This window comes from Streptomyces sp. KL116D (assembly GCF_030766975.1).
Taxonomy (GTDB): Bacteria; Actinomycetota; Actinomycetes; order Streptomycetales; family Streptomycetaceae; genus Streptomyces; species Streptomyces longispororuber_A.
In genome coordinates this window covers 88,860-107,859 of sequence record NZ_JASERH010000082.1, presented here as the reverse complement: position 1 = coordinate 107,859, position 19,000 = coordinate 88,860, and the positions used below count along the sequence as shown (strand labels likewise).

Annotated in this window: 13 protein-coding genes; 5 read left to right on the top strand and 8 right to left on the bottom strand. The window is 72.1% G+C overall.

Translation table 11 applies throughout. The features are described 5' to 3' along the window. Nucleotides 1–23: 23 nt before the first annotated feature. The 4 genes from RBJ77_RS31640 to RBJ77_RS31625 all read right to left on the bottom strand — a co-directional run bounded on the left by RBJ77_RS31640 (nt 24) and on the right by RBJ77_RS31625 (nt 5,519). The gene (locus tag RBJ77_RS31640; RefSeq protein WP_255977056.1) at nt 24–1,481 is read right to left on the bottom strand and encodes an NCS2 family permease; all 1,458 of its coding nucleotides are present in this window, start codon (nt 1,479–1,481) and stop codon (nt 24–26) included. 168 nt (nt 1,482–1,649) lie between these two features. Next, nucleotides 1,650–4,049, bottom strand: coding sequence for a xanthine dehydrogenase family protein molybdopterin-binding subunit (locus tag RBJ77_RS31635; RefSeq protein ID WP_372348094.1), 2,400 nt, complete (start codon nt 4,047–4,049; stop codon nt 1,650–1,652). Nucleotides 4,050–4,053: 4 nt separating this feature from the next. Next, nucleotides 4,054–4,632: a (2Fe-2S)-binding protein gene (locus RBJ77_RS31630; RefSeq protein WP_255977060.1), complete on the bottom strand. Its 579-nt coding sequence runs from the start codon at nt 4,630–4,632 to the stop codon at nt 4,054–4,056. Next, entirely contained in the window at nt 4,632–5,519 is an 888-nt protein-coding gene (locus RBJ77_RS31625; protein ID WP_372348093.1) for a xanthine dehydrogenase family protein subunit M, read from the bottom strand. Before RBJ77_RS31625 ends, RBJ77_RS31630 begins: the two co-directional genes overlap by 1 nt. Before the next feature lie 268 nt (nt 5,520–5,787). On the opposite strand from RBJ77_RS31625, the gene RBJ77_RS31620 reads away from it, so the two are divergent. Both RBJ77_RS31620 and RBJ77_RS31615 read left to right on the top strand, forming a co-directional pair. Next, nucleotides 5,788–7,467 carry a PucR family transcriptional regulator gene (locus RBJ77_RS31620; protein WP_372348092.1) on the top strand — a complete coding sequence of 560 codons (1,680 nt, stop codon included), beginning with the start codon at nt 5,788–5,790 and terminating at the stop codon, nt 7,465–7,467. A 149-nt stretch (nt 7,468–7,616) separates the two neighbouring features. Continuing rightward, entirely contained in the window at nt 7,617–8,393 is a 777-nt protein-coding gene (locus RBJ77_RS31615; protein WP_372348091.1) for a hypothetical protein, read from the top strand. A 521-nt stretch (nt 8,394–8,914) separates the two neighbouring features. Here the strand turns inward: RBJ77_RS31615 and RBJ77_RS31610 are convergent. After that, nucleotides 8,915–9,661 carry a GntR family transcriptional regulator gene (locus tag RBJ77_RS31610; RefSeq protein ID WP_372348090.1) on the bottom strand — a complete coding sequence of 249 codons (747 nt, stop codon included), beginning with the start codon at nt 9,659–9,661 and terminating at the stop codon, nt 8,915–8,917. 137 nt (nt 9,662–9,798) lie between these two features. On the opposite strand from RBJ77_RS31610, the gene RBJ77_RS31605 reads away from it, so the two are divergent. Together RBJ77_RS31605 and RBJ77_RS31600 are read left to right on the top strand one after the other, a co-directional pair. Beyond that, a complete protein-coding gene (locus tag RBJ77_RS31605; protein WP_372348089.1) occupies nt 9,799–10,644 on the top strand; it encodes a (2Fe-2S)-binding protein in 846 nt (281 codons plus the stop codon). A gap of 197 nt (nt 10,645–10,841) precedes the next feature. Then, complete coding sequence (locus tag RBJ77_RS31600) at nt 10,842–11,921, top strand: DUF2637 domain-containing protein (protein WP_372348088.1); 1,080 nt, start codon at nt 10,842–10,844, stop codon at nt 11,919–11,921. 27 nt (nt 11,922–11,948) lie between these two features. On the opposite strand, the gene RBJ77_RS31595 is transcribed toward RBJ77_RS31600, so the two are convergent. Then, nucleotides 11,949–12,398 carry an ATP-binding protein gene (locus RBJ77_RS31595; protein WP_372348087.1) on the bottom strand — a complete coding sequence of 150 codons (450 nt, stop codon included), beginning with the start codon at nt 12,396–12,398 and terminating at the stop codon, nt 11,949–11,951. 206 nt (nt 12,399–12,604) lie between these two features. Between RBJ77_RS31595 and RBJ77_RS31590 the strand changes: the two genes are divergently transcribed. After that, nucleotides 12,605–15,670 carry an alpha-mannosidase gene (locus tag RBJ77_RS31590; RefSeq protein ID WP_372348086.1) on the top strand — a complete coding sequence of 1,022 codons (3,066 nt, stop codon included), beginning with the start codon at nt 12,605–12,607 and terminating at the stop codon, nt 15,668–15,670. A gap of 52 nt (nt 15,671–15,722) precedes the next feature. Here RBJ77_RS31590 and RBJ77_RS31585 read toward each other — a convergent pair whose 3' ends face one another. Further along, nucleotides 15,723–17,468, bottom strand: a complete 1,746-nt coding sequence (locus tag RBJ77_RS31585) for a pyruvate dehydrogenase (protein WP_372348085.1) — start codon at nt 17,466–17,468, stop codon at nt 15,723–15,725. A gap of 79 nt (nt 17,469–17,547) precedes the next feature. Further along, nucleotides 17,548–18,870, bottom strand: a complete 1,323-nt coding sequence (locus RBJ77_RS31580) for a protein phosphatase 2C domain-containing protein (protein ID WP_372348084.1) — start codon at nt 18,868–18,870, stop codon at nt 17,548–17,550. Nucleotides 18,871–19,000: the final 130 nt, after the last annotated feature.

Here is a 19,000-nt window from a genome sequence, read left to right as displayed (position 1 = left end):
TTGCGTACGGGAATCGGCGGGCGTCAGTGGACGCCGAGCCAGCTCTCGATCGGGTTGAGGGCGAAGTACACCAGGAAGATCACCGTCAGTCCCCACATGAAGGCCCCGATCTCCCGGGCCTTGCCCTGGGCGATCTTGATGGCGACCCAGGAGATGACGCCGGCGGCGACACCGGTGGTGATGGTGTACGTGAAGGGCATCAGGACCACGGTCAGGAACACCGGGATCGCGGTGGCGCGGTCCGCCCAGTCGACGTGCCGGGCGTTCATCATCATCATGGCGCCGATGACGACGAGCGCGGCCGACGCGACCTCCTGCGGGACGATCGCGGTGACCGGTGTGAAGAACAGGCAGGCGGCGAAGAACAGGCCGGTGACGGCGGAGGCGAGACCCGTGCGGGCCCCTTCGCCGACGCCGGTGGCCGACTCGACGAAGACGGTCTGCCCCGAGCCGCCCGCGACGCCGCCGATCGCGCCGCCCGCGCCGTCGATGAACAGCGCCTTGGACAGGCCCGGCATGCGGCCCTTGTCGTCGGCGAGCTTGGCCTCGGTGCCGACGCCGATGATGGTGGCCATCGCGTCGAAGAACCCGGCGAGCACGAGCGTGAAGACGATCATGCCGACCGTCATCGCGCCGACCTCGCCCCAGCCGCCGAACTCGACGTGCCCGAAGAGCGAGAAGTCGGGTGAGGAGACGGCGCTGCCGTGCAGCTCCGGCGCCCCGTTGGCCCACTGCTTGGGGTCGATGACGTCGAGGGCGTTGAGGATCATCGCGACGATGGTGCCCGCGACGATGCCGATCAGGATCGCGCCGGGGGTGTTGCGCGCCTGCAGCATGAAGATCAGGAGCAGGGTGCCCGCGAAGAGCAGGACCGGCCAGCCGGCCAGTTCGCCGGTGGCACCGAGCGTGAGCGGGGTGGCCTTGCCGACCTGCACGAAGCCGGACTTGTAGAGGCCGATCAGGGCGATGAAGAGGCCGATGCCCATGGTGATGCCGTGCTTGAGGGCCAGCGGGATCGCGTTCATGATCATCTCGCGCAGGCCGGTGACGACCAGGAGCATGATCACGACGCCGTACATCACGCACATGCCCATGGCCTGCGGCCAGGTCATCTCGGGGGCGACCTGCGAGGAGATCACACCGGAGACGGAGAGTCCGGCAGCAAGGGCGAGCGGGACCTTGCCGACGAAGCCCATCAGGAGCGTGGTGAACGCGGCGGCGAAGGCGGTCGCGGTGATCAGGGCCTTCTGGCCCATGGTGTCACCGGCGGCGTCCTTGCCGGACAGGATCAGCGGGTTGAGGAGCAGGATGTACGCCATGGCCATGAAGGTCGTGACGCCACCGCGCACCTCTCGCGCGACGGTGGATCCTCGTTCGGATATGTGGAAGTAGCGGTCGAGCCAGGACCGTCCGGCGGGGACGCGCGAGCCGGAGCCCGCGTCCTCTGCGGTGGTCCTCGGCTCCACGGACTGCTGGGTCATGGTGCCTCGTTTCCCAAGGTTCACAGGGACACCCGCGAACTGCTCTGCTGCATGCGGGATTTGGGATGGCTGCACAACCCGGGGGACGGCCCGAGGCGCATGGAGGTCGGAGGACGGGGTCCTCCGAGGGGCCCGGCCCGGCCGGGGAGGGCTGGGCCGGGCAGCGGGCTAGGCGGAGGCCGTGCCCGTCAGGTGCTCGGGCCGGACGGGCGTCCGGTTGAGCTCGAGACCCGTCGCGTTCCGGATCGCCGCGAGGACGGCCGGGGTGGACGACAGGGTCGGTGCCTCGCCGATGCCGCGCAGCCCGTACGGGGCGTGCTCGTCGGCGAGTTCGAGCACGTCGACCGGGATGGTCGGCGTGTCGAGGATCGTGGGGAGCAGGTAGTCCGTGAAGGACGGGTTCCTGACCTTGGCCGTCACCGGGTCGACGACGATCTCCTCCATCACCGCGATGCCCATGCCCTGGAGCGTGCCGCCCTGGATCTGGCCGATGACGGAGAGCGGGTTGAGCGCCTTGCCGACGTCCTGGGCGCAGGCCAGTTCGATGACCTTGACCAGGCCGAGCTCGGTGTCGACCTCGACGACGGCGCGGTGGGCGGCGAACGAGTACTGCACGTGCCCGTTGCCCTGGCCGGTGCGCAGGTCGAAGGGTTCGGTGGGGCGGTGCCGCCACTCCTCCTCGACCTCCACGGCCTCGTCCTCCAGGACGTCGACCAGATCGGCGAGCACCTCGCCGCCGTCGGTGACGACCTTGCCGCCCTCCAGGAGGAGTTCGGCGGTGGCCCACGACGGGTGGTAGCTGCCCATCTTGCGGCGGCCGATCTCCAGGACCTTCTCGCGGACCAGCTCGCAGGCGTTCTTGACGGCGCCGCCGGTGACGTACGTCTGGCGCGACGCGGACGTCGAGCCGGCCGAGCCGACCTGGGTGTCGGCGGGGTGGATGGTCACCTGCGCGACGCCCAGCTCGGTGCGGGCGATCTGCGCGTGGACGGTGACGCCGCCCTGGCCGACCTCGGCCATCGCGGTGTGCACGGTGGCCACGGGCTCGCCGTTGATGACCTCCATGCGCACCCGGGCGGTGGAGTAGTCGTCGAAGCCCTCGGAGAAGCCGACGTTCTTGATGCCGACCGCGTAGCCGACGCCGCGGACGACGCCCTCGCCGTGCGTGGTGTTGGACAGACCGCCGGGCAGCTGGCGCACGTCCGAGCCCTCGCTGGACTCCCACTGGCGCTCGGGCGGCAGCGGCATCGCCTTGATGCGGCGCAGCAGTTCGGCGACCGGGGCCGGCGAGTCGACCGGCTGCCCGGTCGGCATGATCGTGCCCTGCTCCATCGCGTTGAGCTGCCGGAACTCGACCCGGTCCATGCCCAGGGCGTCGGCCAGCTTGTCCATCTGCGCCTCGTAGGCGAAGCATGCCTGGACCGCGCCGAAGCCGCGCATGGCGCCGCAGGGCGGGTTGTTCGTGTAGAGGGCGACGGCCTCGATGTCGACGTCGTCGATCACGTACGGGCCGACGGAGAGCGACGAGGCGTTGCCGACGACGGCCGGGGACGCGGAGGCGTAGGCGCCGCCGTCGAGCACGATCCGGCACTTCATGTGCGTGATCTTGCCGTCCTTGGTGGCGCCGTGCTCGTAGTGGAGCTTGGCCGGGTGGCGGTGCACGTGGCCGAAGAACGACTCGAACCGGTTGTAGACGATCTTGACCGGCTTGCCGGTGCGCAGCGCGAGCAGGCAGGCGTGGATCTGCATCGACAGGTCCTCGCGGCCGCCGAACGCGCCGCCGACCCCGGCCAGCGTCATCCGCACCTTGTCCTCGGGCAGGCCGAGGACGGGCGCGATCTGCTTGAGGTCGGAGTGCAGCCACTGGGTGGCGACGTACAGGTCGACGCCGCCGTCCTCGGCCGGCACGGCGAGTCCCGACTCGGGGCCGAGGAACGCCTGGTCCTGCATGCCGAAGGTGTAGTCGCCGGTGACGACGACGTCGGCCCGCTCGGCGGCCGCGGCGGCGTCGCCGCGGACGATCGGCTGGCGGTGCACGATGTTCGGGTGCGGGACGTGGCCGCTGTGGTGGTCGTCGCGGCCCTCGTGGACGAGGATCGCGTCCGGCGCGGTCGCGGACGCCTCGTCGGTGATGACAGGCAGCTCGCGGTACTCGACCTTGATCTTGGCTGCGGCGCGGCGCGCGGTCTCCGGGTGGTCGGCGGCGACCAGGGCGACGGGCTCGCCGTGGTGGCGGACCTTGCCGTGCGCGAGGACCGGGGTGTCCTGGATCTCCAGGCCGTAGTTCTTCACGTCGGTCGGCAGGTCGTCGTAGGTGAGGACCGCGTAGACGCCGGGGGTCGCGAGCGCCTCGCCGGTGTCGATGGAGACGATCTCGGCGTGCGCGACGGTGGAGCGCAGGATCTGGCCCCAGAGCATGTCCTCGTGCCACATGTCGGACGAGTAGGCGAACTCGCCGGTGACCTTGAGGGTGCCGTCCGGGCGGAGCGTGGACTCGCCGATGCCGCCCTTGGTGTGCGACCCCTGCGTGACGTTGAAGGGGATTCCGGTGGTGCGTGTGTCAGCCATGACCTCAGACCCCTTCAGGCTCGGACTGGCGCGCGGCGGCGAGCCGGACCGCGTCCATGATCTTCTCGTAGCCGGTGCAGCGGCACAGGTTGCCGGAGAGCGCCTCGCGGATGTCCGCGTCGGACGGGTTCGGGTTGCGCTCCAGCATCTCGTCGGCCGCGACCAGCAGACCCGGGGTGCAGAAGCCGCACTGGACGGCGCCGGCGTCGATGAACGCCTGCTGGATCGGGGCGAGTTCCGTGCCCTCGCCGGTCTGCGAGTCGGTGCCCTCGGCGGACCAGCCCTGCGCCTCCTGCAGCGTCGTGCCGCAGGAACTACCCGCACAGGAGCGGTTGTTGGCGTAGTCGGCGAGGCCCTCGACGGTGACGACCTCGCGGCCCTCGACCTGTCCTGCGGCGACCAGACACGAACACACCGGGACGCCGTCGAGCCGGACGGTGCAGGAACCGCACTCGCCCTGCTCGCAGGCGTTCTTGGAGCCGGGCAGGCCCATCCGCTCGCGCAGCACGTACAGCAGGGACTCGCCCTCCCACACGTCGTCGGCTTCCTGCTTGCGGCCGTTGACCGTGAAATTGACGCGCATTACGCGGCACCTCCCATGCGGTGGTCGTTGCGGTAGGACTCCCAGGCCCAGGTGAGCGTGCGGCGGGCCATGATGCCGACCGCGTGACGGCGGTACGAGGCGGTGCCGCGCACGTCGTCGATCGGGTTGCAGGCGGCGGAGCAGAGGTCCGCGAACTGCTTGGCGACCGACGGGGTGATGATCTTGCCGTTGTCCCAGAAGCCGCCCTCGTCGAGCGCCGCGTTGAGGAACTCCTCGGCGGTCGTGGCGCGGATCGGGGTCGGCGCGGCCGAGCCGATGCCGGTGCGTACGGTCCGGGACCCGGGGTGCACGGCGAGGCCGAAGGCGCACACGGCGATCACCATGGCGTTGCGCGTGCCCACTTTGGAGTACTGCTGCGGGCCGTCGGCCTTGTCGATGTGGACGGCGCGGATCAGCTCGTCGGGGGCGAGCGCGTTGCGCTTCACGCCGGTGTAGAACGCGTCGATCGGGATGCGCCGCGAGCCGCGGACGGACTCGACCTCGACCTCGCAGTCGGCGGCGAGCAGCGCGGGGTGGGCGTCACCGGCCGGGGAGGCGGTGCCGAGGTTGCCGCCGACGCCGCCGCGGTTGCGGATCTGCGGCGAGGCGACGGTGTGCGAGGCGAGCGCCAGACCCGGCAGCTCGGTCCGCAGGTGGTCCATGATCTGGCTGTACGGGACGGAGGCGCCGAGCCGGACGGTCTCCTCGCCCACCTCCCAGTCGCTCAGCTCGCCGATGCGGTTGAGGTCGAGGAGGTACTCGGGGCGCCGGTGGTCGAAGTTGATCTCGACCATGACATCGGTGCCACCCGCAATCGGCACGGCTGTGGGGTGCTCGGCCTTGGCGGCGAGCGCCTCCTCCCAGCTGGCGGGGCGAAGGAAGTCCATGAGCGGCTCTCTTCTGGTTCGTGGATCGTTCGATGCGATCGAGCCACGGATGTGCGGATCACGAAGGCTCGTTCATGTGCTGTTCACGCGGAGTGGCCCAAGTACACAGCGCTGTGCTCCGCCTGTGTCAGTCACGGAAACCATGAAGGAGTTGGCTGGCCCGCCGAGGTGTCTTGTAGATTCATATGAACGGAGGACATCAGTAACCTCTCCGTTTTCCTGAAGAAACGCAGGAAACAGTTCGAGACAGATCGGCGGCGACGACGACATGCGGCTGCGCGCATTGCTGGACACGGACGCGCTGGGCCTGCGGCTCCTCGGCGGCGAGGACGAGCTGGACCGCACGGTCCGGGGCGTGATGACCACGGACCTGAGCGACCCCAGCCGCTATCTGACCGGCGGCGAGCTGGTCCTCACCGGTCTCGCCTGGCGCCGGGACGCGGCCGACTCGGAGCGCTTCGTGCGGCTCGTGGTCGCGGCCGGCGTCGTCGCGCTCGCCTCGGGCACCGCCGAGCTCGGCTACGTCCCGGACGATCTGGTCGAGGCGTGCGCCCGGCACCGGCTGCCGCTGTTCGCGGTGAACGAGTCGGTGGCGTTCGCGACGATCACCGAGCACGTCGTACGGCAGGTCTCGGGCGAGCGCGCCGGTGACCTGGCGGCCGTGGTGGACCGGCACCGGCGGCTGATGACGTCGGGCCCGACGGGCGGCGGCCCCGACGTGGTCCTCGACCTGCTCGGCAGCGACCTGGACCTGCGGGCCTGGGTGCTGTCCCCGGCCGGCCGGGCCGTCGCGGGGTCGAGCGCGGCGGGGCCGGAACTGCCGGCGGACGTCTGCGCCCGGCTCGCGGGCGAGCACCTCGCGGCCACCAGGACGGGCCGCAGGGCTCCGCACCGGGTGACCGTCGACGGCACCACGTACTCGCTGTTCCCCATCCGCTCGGGCGCCCGTGGCGCGACGGCCCCGGGCTCCCGTGACGTGCGCGAGACGGTGCTCTCGGACTGGCTGCTCGCGGTCGAGGCGGACGCGGGCGACTGGCCCGAGGAGCGGCTCGACCTGCTGCAGGGCGTGACCCAGCTGATCTCGGTCGAGCGCGACCGGCGCGACGCGGCCCGCACCGTGCGCCGCCGCCTCGCCCAGGAGGTCCTCGAACTGGTCCAGACGGGTGCGGCGCCCGCCGAGATCGCGGCCCGGCTGCGCGTCGCGGCGCCGGTCCTGCTGCCCGGCCTGGGCGCGGCCCCGCACTGGCAGGTGGTCGTGGCCCGCGTCGAGTGGGCGGGCGGGGACGTCGAGGGCGGTCCGGTGGCCCAGTCGCTGCTGGAGGAGATCCTCGTCGACCCCCTGTCCTCGGGCCCCGAGCCGTCCGACCGGATCGCGGTGGCGCACACCGGTGACGAGGCGATCGCCCTGGTCCCGCTGCCGGCGGTCTCGTCCGAGCACGACGGCTCGGAGCAGGGACTGATCGCGGACACGCTGCTGGGCTCGGTCCGGGACCCGCTGGCGGCGGGCCTCGCCGACGACGGGCGCCTGACGATCGGCGTGAGCGCGGCCGTGCACTCCGCGGAGGGGCTGCGCGGCGCCCTGGAGGAGGCCCGGCACGCCCGCCGGGTGGCCGCCGCCCGTTCGGGTCTGGTCTGCGCGGCCGGGCACCAGGAGCTGGCGTCGCACGTCCTGCTGCTGCCCTTCGTGCCGGACGACGTGCGCCGCGCCTTCACGGCCCGGCTGCTCGACCCGCTGCGCGACTACGACCGCAAGCACCGGGCCGAGCTGATCCCGACGCTGGAGGCGTTCCTCGACTGCGACGGTTCGTGGACGCGCTGCGCGTCCCGGCTCCACCTGCACGTGAACACCCTGCGCTACCGCGTGGGCCGGATCGAACAGCTGACGAACCGTGATCTTTCGCGGCTGGAGGACAAGTTGGACTTCTTCCTGGCCCTGCGCATGAGCTGACCCCTCGTCAGCGCGTTACCGGTTACGGGGAAGGCCCGGAACCCCATCCCTTTGTGAAATCTTTCACCCAGCCCCTTGGCCGGGTGCCGTGATCCGTGCTGAGATGCCCCACGGCAACTCGGCTCGATGGCGTGCTCGGGGAGGGCAATGTGGCGCATACCGCCATGTCTGGTACCGGAACCAACGCAGGGGACGATCCACTCCAGACCGCGGTATGGCGGCTGCGCTCGCGCGGCTGCTGGGCCGATGCGGCGGCGCTCCTGGACCGCCACGCGGCGACGGACCCCCTGGCGGCCCTCCAGCGGGCCGCGCTCCTGGTGGAGCGGTGCCTCTACACGGAGCAGGGCTGGGCGGAGGCGGAGGACGCCCTGCGCGCCGCCGAGGCCGTCGCGCACACCGACGAGGAGCGGGGGGCCGCGGCCTGCGAGCGCGGCCAACTCGCCTATGCGGCAACACTGTTGAAAGTACGGGACCGGGTCGACGAGGCCCGGTCGGCGTTCGGCAGGGCGGCGGCGCTGATCGCTCCCGGTGCGGCCGGGCGGGCGCTGCTCGACTTCCGGCGCGGTCTGATGGCGGAGAACCTGACCGACGCCCCGCAGGCGGCCCGCTCGGCGTACCGCAGGGCCCACGCGGGGGCGACCGCGCACGGTGACGTCCTGCTGCTCTCCTTCACCTGGCGGCACCTGGCCGGGCTCGCGCTGCGGGAGGGGGAGCTGGCGGAGGCCCGGCACGGTTTCGCCGAGTCGCTGCGGCTCAGGGAGGAGCTGGGTTACCTGGTGGGCACGGCCCCGGCCCTGGTCTCCCTGGCGGAGGCCGAACCGGAACCGGAGACGAAGGCCCGCCTGCGAGCGGAGGCCGGCCGCCTGTTCCGCCTCCTGGGCGGCGTCCCGACGTGGCTGGCAGGAGCGCTGCCTGCGGCGGCCTGACGCGGCACCGGGGCCCACCCGACGCCCTGGCACGCGGCACCGTGCGCCGCCTTGCCCACCCTGCCGCCCCGGGCGGCAGACTGCCCAAGGCAGGGTGGGCCCACCGCCCCGCACCCAAGGGGCAGGCGAAGCCGCCCCTCCAGGGGCGCGGGGAACTGCGCGAGAACCCCCACCGCCCCGCACACGAGACAGCACGCGGCAGGCGAAGCCACCCCTCCAGGGGCGCGAGGAACTGCGCGAGAACCCCCACCGCCCCGCACACGAGACAGCACGCGGCAGGCGAAGCCACCCCTACAGGGGCGCGGGGAACTGCGCGAGAACCCCCACCGGCCCGCAGACGAGACAGCACGGGGCAGGCGAAGCCGCCCCTTCAGGGGCGCGGGGAACTGCGCGAGAACCCCCGCCGGCCCGCACACGAGGCAGCACGCGGCAGGCGAAGCCGCCCCTTCAGGGGCGCGGGGAACTGCGCGAGAAGCCGCGCCGGCCCGGGCTCGGCGACGCTCAGGACGCCGCAGACGCGGTCACGACACGGCGGACGGCGGGACGCCGAAGTGGGCGTGCAGCACCTCACGGACCGCCACCACGTCCTGCGCCTCCAACGCATCCAGCAGAGCGACGTGCTGCGCCGCATCGACCGCGAGCTCACCCGCCGACCACACCACACGCCGCCGCAGATCATCGGCCACACACACCAATTGCTCGTTCCCGGCGAGGGAGAGCAGCGCCCGGTGGAAGGCCCGGTCGGCCTCGGCGTACCGCGCCAGGTCACCCGATGCGGCCGCCACGACGGTCGCCTCGGCACCGGTCCGCAACGGCCCGAGCCGCCCCGCGACCCCCGAACGGACCAACCGCAGCACGATCGGCACCTCGATCAGCGCCCGCACCTCGGCGAGCTCCGACAGCTCCCTGGCCGTCCGCTCGGTCACCCGGAAGCCGCGGTTCGGCACGACCTCCACGGCACCCTCGCGGGCCAGCTGCTGCATGGCCTCGCGCACGGGCGTCGCGGAGACCCCGAACCGCTCCCCCAGGACCGGCGCCGAGTACACCTCGCCGGGCGCCAGCTCACCGGAGAGCAGCGCGGCGCGCAGGGCGTCCAGCACCTGCCCGCGCACGGACGAGCGGACGACGGGGACGCGCGGGGCGGGCGGTTCGCTGTGAGTGTGGTCACCACGGCTCCGCTCGGGCGCCGCCGACGGCACCCACGCGGCGGCGGAACGCTGCTCGGGCACCCCGAGCGCGCGCGGTCTGGCCTGCTCCACCCCGGTCATCCCCTTCGCCGCCGTTCCTCGCCGTTTGTCCGAAGCTCAACGAAGAACCATAGGCCGCCCGGGCCGCAGTTCAAACCCCGAATCCTTCGGGTAAGGTAAGGCTTACCTGCAAACGATCGTGATTCGGTGGTCCCTGCATGACCCTCGTCACCCCGGCGCCCGCCGCGACGCACAGCGCGGTCACGGCCGCGTACGCCCGCCTCACCGAGGTGTTCCCCGGCCTGCGCATCACCGAGCTGGCGCCGGACGAGCGGCTGCCCGAGGGGGCCGGCTGGGTCGGGACCCGGCAGCTCGCGGAGGGCGGCGCCGCCCTCGACGCCTTCCTGGCCTGGGACGACGCGCAGGTGCTCAAGGACTACGGGCAGCAGGCCCGCCCGGACGTGATCGCCAGCTTCGGGCTGCACCGCTACGCCTGGCCCGCCTGCCTCCTCATCACGGTCCCCTGGTTCCTGCACCGCCGGGTGCCCCGGTTCCCCGCGGCCAACGTCTCCTTCCAGCGCACGCTGGGCCGGATGGCCGTCCGCGTCACCGATGTCGCCTGCCTGCCCGGCGATCCGGCGGCGGCGCTGCCCGGCGCCCACGTCGTCCCGGACGAGGAGGCCCTGCGCGCCGAGCTGCGCGCGGCCGTCGCCGACCACCTCCAGCCCGTCCTGACCGGCTTCGGACCGCGGATGCGGCGCGGCCCGCGCGCCCTGTGGGGCATGGCGACGGACGAGATCGTCGAGGGCCTCTGGTACATCGGCCATCTGCTCGGCGAGGAGCGCCGTGCGATGACGGAGCTGGAGCAGCTGCTGCCGGGCACGACGAAGCCGTACGTCGGGAAGGCCGCGTTCCGCGAACTCTCGGGCCCCGAGGGCGAATCGCTGCCGACCAGGGACCGCGCGAGCTGCTGCCTCTTCTACACACTGCGCCCCGAGGACACCTGCGTGACCTGTCCGCGCACCTGCGACGCGGACCGCGTCGCGCGGCTCACCGCGGCCTGAACGGAACCGAACCACCCGTACGGGTGAGGTAAATCGAACTCAACTGTCTTTATTGCGGCGGGAGTTCGAGCGTACGACCGCTTTGCACGCCCCCTCGCACTCCAATGGCGTTCTCTTGTCCCGAAACCCCCTGCGGGCTCGGGCGGCTGGGCCAATATGGCGCCCGAAACGCCCTAACGCGATGCAAGGGACCCCAGATGAGACTGACCGACATATCGCTGGACTGGCTGCTTCCGGGCGCCGTGCTGCTCCTGGGCCTGCTGGCGGCGGTGGCGGTGCTCGCGCGCAGCAAGCGCGCCGGGGAGAAAGCCGCGGCGGCGTCGTCCGACGACTCGTGGGAACGCAGCGAGGAGCGCCGCAGGCGCAAGGAGGCCGTCTACGGGACCGCCTCGTACGTGTTGCTGTTCTGCTGTGCCGCCGTCGCCGCCGCACTCTCCTTCCACGGCCTGGTCGGCTTCGGCCGGCAGAACCTGAGCCTGTCCGGGGGCTGGGAGTACCTCGTCCCGTTCGGGCTCGACGGCGCGGCCATGTTCTGCTCGGTGCTCGCGGTGCGCGAGGCCAGCCACGGAGACGCCGCGCTCGGCTCGCGCATACTCGTGTGGACGTTCGCGGGCGCCGCCGCCTGGTTCAACTGGGTGCACGCGCCCCGGGGGCTCGACCACGCGGGCGCCCCGCACTTCTTCGCGGGGATGTCCCTCTCGGCGGCCGTCCTCTTCGACCGCGCCCTCAAGCAGACCCGCCGTGCGGCGCTGCGCGAACAGGGCCTGGTGCCGCGGCCGTTGCCGCAGATCCGGATCGTGCGGTGGCTGCGCGCGCCCCGGGAGACGTACAGCGCCTGGTCGCTGATGCTCCTGGAGGGCGTACGGACGCTGGACGAGGCCGTCGACGAGGTGCGCGAGGACAAGCGGCAGAAGACCCAGGACCGGATGCGGCGGCGCGAGCACGAGAAGCTGGAGCGGGCGCAGCTGCGCGCGCTCAGCCGTGGCCACCGCGGCCTGACCGGCCGGGGCGGCGGACGCCAGGTGGAGGTGCCCGCCGTGACCGCCGGGACAGGCTCCGCGCAGGCCGGTGCGGAGCCTGCCATATCGCCGGGGAACCAGCCCTCGCAGGACCAGTTGCCGTTGCGCGCCCGGCCCTCGCTCCAGGCCGTCAAAGGAGGACCTGAACAGACCGCGCCCCTCACCGTCGATCTGACGGCGGAGGACGACACCCAGACGCTGCCCCGGCTCGACACGCTCGAGCAGAAGCTCAAGGATCTTGAGCAGCAGTTCGGTTGACCGTTCCTCAGCTGCGGCGGCGTCGTGTCACACGGCGCCGCCGTCCAGTTCGAACCACACCACCTTCCCCGTGCCGGATCCGCCGAGCGCCATCACGCCCCAGGCGTCCGCGAGGGACTGCACCAGGACCAGGCCCCTGCCGTGGGTACCGTCGTCGGCGTTCGGTACCCGAAGCTTCGGGCGGCGCGTGACGAAGTCGCGCACCTCGACCCTGAGTCCGCGCGGCCCCACGGTCGCCGTGAGTTCCGCTTCACGGTCCGTGTGCACCAGCGCGTTCGTGACGAGCTCGCTGGTGAGCAGCTCGGCTATCTCCGATCTTCCCGGCCTGCCCCAGTGGTGGAGCAGCTCGCGCACTGCGCGCCGGGTCTCCGGTACGGCCCTCAGATCCGCCCTGCCCAGTTTGCGCGTGAGCTGTTTGGGCGGATCATCCCCCCTTTGAGCCGGTTTTTCCTCCGTGTCCTGTGCCTGCCGTTTCATGACCCCCGCCCACACGCCGATCCCGATGCCTTCCTCGCTCTGGACTCGTGCTGCTCGGCCTGCCTGTCGAACGCGTACACGGGAATGCATGCCCCGCTGCCATGTCGGCACTCTTGTTGATTCGTCCATCAGTCGCGGGTGTCCACCGGCGCTCCGGGGAAGGAAGCGTGGGGACCCCGACCGGACGAGCACCTCAAGGAGCCGCCGTGCACGACGACCGACACCTCGTGGAGGGCCGACTGGAGCGGACCATGCGCCAGTTCGTACGGCCCGCGCAGTACGCGGCGAGGACGCCCCTCAGCCTGAGCGTCTGGCACGCGCCGGGCGAGCCGGTGCCCGTGGCCGATGCGCTGCGAGGCACGTACGAGCCGTTCGAGACCGGCACGGCGTGGGGCAAACCCTGGTCGACCAGTTGGTTCCGGCTCCAGGGGCAGGTGCCCCGGGAGTGGGCGGGGAGGCACGTCGAGGTGGTCGTGGATCCCGGGTTCTCCGGACAGGGTCCCGGCTTCCAGGCGGAGGGGCTGCTGTACGACGCGTCGGGCGTGCCCCTCAAGGGCATCCATCCGCGCAACCGGCACCTCACGGTCGCGGCGCCCGCCGTCGGAGACGAAACGGTGCATCTGCTGCTGGAGGCGGCGGCCAACCCGACGGTGCTGCGGGACTTCGAGCCCACCTCCCTCGGCGACGTGCTGACCGCAGGGGATCGCCCCATCTACCGATTCCGCTCTGCCGACTTGGCCGTACTGGACGAAGACGTCTGGCACCTGGTGCTGGATGTGGAGGTGCTGTCGGAGCTGATGCACGAGCTGGACCCGGACCGGGCCAGGCGCCACGACGTGCTGCGGGCCCTGGAGCGGATGCTGGACGCGCTCGATCTGCACGACGTGTCCGGCACGGCGGCCGCCGCCCGCGCCGAGCTCGCCGAGGTCCTCGCACGTCCCGCGCACGCCAGCGCGCACCGGGTGTCGGCGACGGGGCACGCGCACATCGACTCGGCCTGGCTGTGGCCGCTGCGGGAGACGGTCCGCAAGGCGTCCCGCACGTTCGCGAACGTCACGGCGCTGGCCCGCGACTATCCGGAGCTGGTCTTCGCCTGCTCGCAGGCCCAGCAGTACGCGTGGGTGAAGGAGCACCAGCCGCACATCTGGGAGCGCATCAAGAAGGCCGTGGCGGACGGGAACTGGTCGCCGGTCGGCTCGATGTGGGTGGAGTCGGACGCGAACATGCCCGGCGGTGAGGCCCTCGCCCGCCAACTGGTGCACGGCAAGCGGTTCTTCCTCGACGAACTGGGCGTGGAGACCGAGGAGATCTGGCTGCCGGACTCCTTCGGGTACACCGCCGCGTTCCCGCAGCTGGCGAAGCTGGCCGGGGCGAAGTGGTTCCTGACGCAGAAGCTGAGCTGGAACCAGACGAACAAGATGCCGCACCACACGTTCTGGTGGGAGGGCATCGACGGCACCCGGGTCTTCACCCACTTCCCGCCGGTGGACACGTACAACGCCCAGTTCCACGCCCGTGAACTCGCCCACGCGGAGCGGAACTTCGCGGAGAAGGGCGGCGCGTCCCGCTCCCTGGTCCCGTTCGGCTGGGGCGACGGCGGTGGTGGTCCGACCCGCGAGATGCTGGAGAAGGCGCGCCGTCTGCGGTCCCTGGAGGGGTCGCCGCGGGTCGAGATCACGAAGCCGTCGGCGTTCTTCGAGGCGGCCCACGAGGAGTACGGGGGCCGCGCCCCGGTCTGGTCCGGCGAGCTGTACCTGGAGATGCACCGGGCCACGTACACCACGCAGGCGAAGACCAAGCAGGGCAACCGGCGGTCCGAACACGCCCTGCGCGAGGCCGAGTTGTGGTGTGCGGCGGCGGCGCTGCGCGATCCGTCGTACGCGTATCCGTACGACGCCCTCGACCGGATCTGGAAGACGGTGCTGCTGCACCAGTTCCACGACATCCTGCCCGGCTCGTCCATCGCCTGGGTGCACCGGGAGGCCCGGGAGACGTACGCCCGCGTCCTGGCCGAGCTGGACGGGATCACGGCCGACGCCGTACGGCACCTCGGGGACGGTGAGCCGTCGGCGCTGAACGCCTCGCCGTACCCGCGCAGCGAGGTCGTCGCGCACGACGGCGCGCTGGTGCACGTGAACGTCGACGGGCTCGGCGCCCGCTCGCTGGCCGAGGCGGCGGCGCACACCCGGGGGCCCGGCGCGCACGCGGCGGCGACCCGTGAGGCGGACGAGCAGATCGTCCTCGCGAACGAGCACCTGACCGTCACCATCGACAGCGACGGACTCCTCACCTCCGTAAGGGACTTGGGCAGCGGCGGCCGGGAGACCCTGGCCCCCGGCACCCGCGGCAATCTGCTCCAGCTGCACCCCGACCACCCCACCCAGTACGACGCCTGGGACCTGGACGCGCACTACCGGCACACCCGCACCGACCTCACGGAGGCGGAGTCGGTGGAACTGGTCGAGGAGGGTCCGCTGCGGGTCACGGTCCGGGTCACCCGCTCCTTCGGAAAGTCCCGGATCACGCAGGAGTACCGCCTCGCGGCGGGCAGCCGCCGCCTGGACGTCGTCACGGACGTCGACTGGCAGGAGTCGGAGAAGGTGCTCAAGGCGGCGTTCCCGCTGGACGTGCACGCGGAACGGTCGTCGGCCGAGATCCAGTTCGGCCATGTGAACCGGCCCACGCACGCCAACACCGGCTGGGACGCGGCCCGTTACGAGATCTGCGCGCACCGCTGGCTGCGCGTGGCGGAGGAGGCGTACGGGGTCGCGCTGCTCAACGACTCGACGTACGGCCACGACGTGACCCGCACCGAGCACGGCGACGTGCTCGGCACCACGGTCCGGCTGACGCTGCTGCGGGCCCCGCACAGCCCCGACCCGGAGACGGACCTCGGCACGCACCGGTTCACGTACGCGCTGCGTCCCGGTGCGACGACGGGCGACGCGGTCGCGGAGGGGCTCGCGCTCAACCTGCCGCTGCGGGTCGCCGGGGCGCCCGCCGTCACCCCGCTGGTCACCGTCGACGACCCGGCGGTGACGGTGGAGTCGGTGAAGCTCGCCGAGGACCGCAGCGGTGATGTGGTGGTGCGGCTCTACGAGTCGCGGGGCGGGCGCGCGGAGGCGACGCTGACGACGGGATTCCCGGTGGCGGGCGCGGACGAGACGGATCTGCTGGAGCGTCCGCTGCGGCCGGCGGAGACGTCCGACAGCGGACTCGCGCTCTCGCTGCGCCCGTTCCAGATCCTGACGCTGCGGCTGCGCCCGGTGTGATCCGGACAGGACGGTGCCCGGCCTCCCGAGGGGGAGGCCGGGCACCGGTGCGTCAGGGGCGCGGCACGTTGCGCAGGTTCGAGCGGGCCATCTGCACCATGCGGCCCACGCCGCCGTCGAGCACGATCTTCGACGCGGAGAGCGCGAAGCCGGTCACCATCTCGGCGCTGATCTTCGGCGGGATGGACAGGGCGTTCGGGTCGGTGACGATGTCGACGAGCGCCGGGCCCTTGTGCTTGAAGGCGTCCTTCAGGGCGCCCGCGAGCTGCTTGGGCTTCTCGACGCGGACGCCGTAGGCGCCGGCGGCCCGGGCGACGGCGGCGAAGTCGGGGTTCTTGTTGGTGGTCCCGTACGACGGGAGCCCGGCCACCAGCATCTCCAGCTCCACCATGCCCAGGGAGGAGTTGTTGAAGAGGACGACCTTCACGGGCAGGTCGTACTGGACCAGGGTCAGGAAGTCGCCCATCAGCATCGAGAAGCCACCGTCGCCCGACATGGAGATCACCTGGCGGTCGCGGTCGACGAACTGCGCGCCGATCGCCATCGGCAGGGCGTTCGCCATCGAGCCGTGCGAGAACGAGCCGATGACGCGGCGCCGTCCGTTGGGCGAGATGTAGCGCGCGGCCCACACGTTGCACATGCCCGTGTCGACGGTGAACACGGCGTCCTCGGCGGCGAGTTCGTCGAGGACGGAGGCGACGTACTCGGGGTGGATGGGGGTGTGCTTCTCGACCTTGCGGGTGTACGCCTTGATGACCCCTTCCAGGGTGTCGGCGTGCTTCTTGAGCATCTTGTCGAGGAAGCGGCGGTTGGACTTCGGCTTGACGCGTGGGGTGAGGCAGCGCAGCGTCTCGCGCACGTCGCCCCAGACGGCGAGGTCCAGCTTGGAGCGGCGGCCGAGGTGCTCGGGCCGCACGTCGACCTGGACGATCTTCACGTCCTTCTGCGGCAGGAACGCGTTGTAGGGGAAGTCGGTGCCGAGCAGGATCAGCAGATCGCACTCGTGGGTGGCCTCGTAGGCCGCCCCGTAGCCGAGCAGCCCGCTCATCCCGACGTCGAAGGGGTTGTCGTACTGGATCCACTCCTTGCCGCGCAGCGCGTGCCCGACCGGCGACTTGATCTTCTCGGCGAACTCCATGACCTCGGCGTGGGCGCCCGCGGTGCCGCTGCCGCAGAACAGGGTCACCTTCTCCGCCTCGTCGATCATCTCGACGAGCTTCTCGATCTCGGCGTCGCCGGGGCGGATGGTGGGCCGGGACGTGACGATGGCCGTCTCGACGGACTTCTCCGGGGCGGGCTCGTCGGCGACGTCGCCCGGCAGGGTCACCACGCTCACGCCGGACTGTCCGACCGCGTGCTGGATGGCGGTCTGCAGCACCCGCGGCATCTGCTTCGGACTGGAGATCATCTCGCTGTAGTGCGAGCACTCCTGGAAGAGCCGGTCGGGGTGGGTCTCCTGGAAGTAGCCGAGGCCGATCTCGCTGGAGGGGATGTGGGAGGCCAGGGCGAGGACCGGGGCCATGGAGCGGTGGGCGTCGTAGAGGCCGTTGATGAGGTGCAGGTTGCCCGGCCCGCAGGACCCTGCGCAGGCGGTCATCTTCCCGGTGATCTGGGCCTCGGCGCCGGCGGCGAAGGCGGCGGTCTCCTCGTGCCGGACGTGGATCCAGTCGATGGCGCTGTTGCGGCGGATCGCGTCGACGACCGGGTTCAGGCTGTCGCCGACGACCCCGTACATGCGCTTGACGCCCGCGCGGACGAGGATGTCGACGAACTGCTCGGCGACGTTCTGCTTGGCCATGACTCACGCGCCCCTTCGGAACCCGGTTTTCCCGATGCGTACGGTGCTTCTGGGTTCCATGAATTCACACGGGGCGCGGTTACGCCTCCCAAACGGCCGCTGCGGTCCGGTCGTCGGCATAGCCCTTCACCCTGACCTGGGTGTCCGCGAGGAACGCGGCGAGCCCCGGCGGCTCGGCCTTCGCCCACTTGGCCGCGAGGTGCCGGGCGAGCTCCGGCTCGCCGCGCAGCGGCTCGGCGAGGCCCGCCGTGCACACCAGCAGGGCGTCGCCCGGTCGGGCGACCGAGGCCCGGAACCGGAACGGGTCGCGGGGTGGCTCGGGGGCCGGTTCGTAGGGGCTGGGCGGGGTGGTGATGCCGAGGTCCATGGTGAGCCGGTCGCCCTCCGGGGTCTCGGCGGCGGGCAGCGACCCGTACCCCATCACGGGGGCGCCGCTCTGCTCGACGACGCTCGGCTCGATGTCCTGCCACGCGCCGTCGCGCAGCCGGAAGAGGCCGCCGCCGCCGACGCCGAAGAAGACCCGGGTGCGGCACTCGGGGTCGGCCGGGACCAGCAGGCAGCGCAGCGTGGCGCTGTACTCGTCCGGGTCGAGGCCCTGCTCGGCGGCGCCGGCCCTGAGCTTGCCGAGGCTGCGGTCGGTGAGCCGGTGCAGCCCCGACTTGAGGTCGCCGCGGCGCCCGCCCCTGATGTCCTCGGCGAGCCGGGCGTGGCTGAGCCCCACGGCCCGGCCGATCCAGTCGCAGGCCTCGGCGGCGGCGCGGTGGGCGCCGGGGGTGGCGCGGGCGCCGGTCGCCATGGCCACCAGGATCAGTGCTCCGGGTCCGCTGCCGAACCGGGCGGTCAGCAGGCTGTCGCGGCGCGGCTCGCCCCGGAACCGCGCGGAGTCGCCCCGCACGGACGCGGCCCGCAGGGTGCTGGACCCGTAGCGCGCGCCGTCGAGCACGGTGTCGGCGACGAGGTCCTCCAGCTCGTCCGGATCGGCGGCCGGGAGCGCGGTCGGCTCGGCGTCGTAGGTGGGCGGCCCGTCGCCCACGTAGGGCACGACGACCGGAACCGCCTCCCTCGGTCCGGTGGTGACCGGGCCGAGGTGGACCGTGCCGGTGGCGTGACCGGTTCCGGCGGGCTCCGGCGGGGGTGCGGTGGGCTTCGGCGGGGGTGCGGCGGCGGGCTCGCGGCGGGCTTCCGGGACGTCCGGCGCGGGGGCCGGGTCCGGGGCGGACCTGCGGGCGGGCGGGACCGCCGCCCCCGGAGTGGTCAGGGCCCCGGCCGACGCGAAGCGGTCGTCCAGGCTGTCGGCGGCCGGGCTCGACCCGGTGTCGGCGGCGTCCTCGTCGTACAACTGGCCCCACCAGTCGTCCTCGTGGACCGGGCGATCGGTGGGCCTCTCCCCCTGCTGGCTCATGCCCTTATTGTCCACAGCACGGGCCGTACGAAAACGGGGCATCGGGAAAATTACCCCGCCCAAATGGTCCGCCGGGCGGCCCCACCCCCCACGGGAAGGCCGCCCGGCGGACCGGATCGGGTGAGCGTCC

Excerpts from the sequence above, each read along its gene's own strand:
- RBJ77_RS31640 (WP_255977056.1), bottom strand. The coding sequence starts at position 1,481 with ATGACCCAGCAGTCCGTGGAGCCGAGGACCACCGCAGAGGACGCGGGC.
- RBJ77_RS31635 (WP_372348094.1), bottom strand. The coding sequence starts at position 4,049 with ATGGCTGACACACGCACCACCGGAATCCCCTTCAACGTCACGCAGGGG.
- RBJ77_RS31630 (WP_255977060.1), bottom strand. The coding sequence starts at position 4,632 with ATGCGCGTCAATTTCACGGTCAACGGCCGCAAGCAGGAAGCCGACGAC.
- RBJ77_RS31625 (WP_372348093.1), bottom strand. The coding sequence starts at position 5,519 with ATGGACTTCCTTCGCCCCGCCAGCTGGGAGGAGGCGCTCGCCGCCAAG.
- RBJ77_RS31620 (WP_372348092.1), top strand. The coding sequence starts at position 5,788 with ATGCGGCTGCGCGCATTGCTGGACACGGACGCGCTGGGCCTGCGGCTC.
- RBJ77_RS31610 (WP_372348090.1), bottom strand. The coding sequence starts at position 9,661 with ATGACCGGGGTGGAGCAGGCCAGACCGCGCGCGCTCGGGGTGCCCGAG.
- RBJ77_RS31605 (WP_372348089.1), top strand. The coding sequence starts at position 9,799 with ATGACCCTCGTCACCCCGGCGCCCGCCGCGACGCACAGCGCGGTCACG.
- RBJ77_RS31600 (WP_372348088.1), top strand. The coding sequence starts at position 10,842 with ATGAGACTGACCGACATATCGCTGGACTGGCTGCTTCCGGGCGCCGTG.
- RBJ77_RS31595 (WP_372348087.1), bottom strand. The coding sequence starts at position 12,398 with ATGAAACGGCAGGCACAGGACACGGAGGAAAAACCGGCTCAAAGGGGG.
- RBJ77_RS31585 (WP_372348085.1), bottom strand. The coding sequence starts at position 17,468 with ATGGCCAAGCAGAACGTCGCCGAGCAGTTCGTCGACATCCTCGTCCGC.
- RBJ77_RS31580 (WP_372348084.1), bottom strand. The coding sequence starts at position 18,870 with ATGAGCCAGCAGGGGGAGAGGCCCACCGATCGCCCGGTCCACGAGGAC.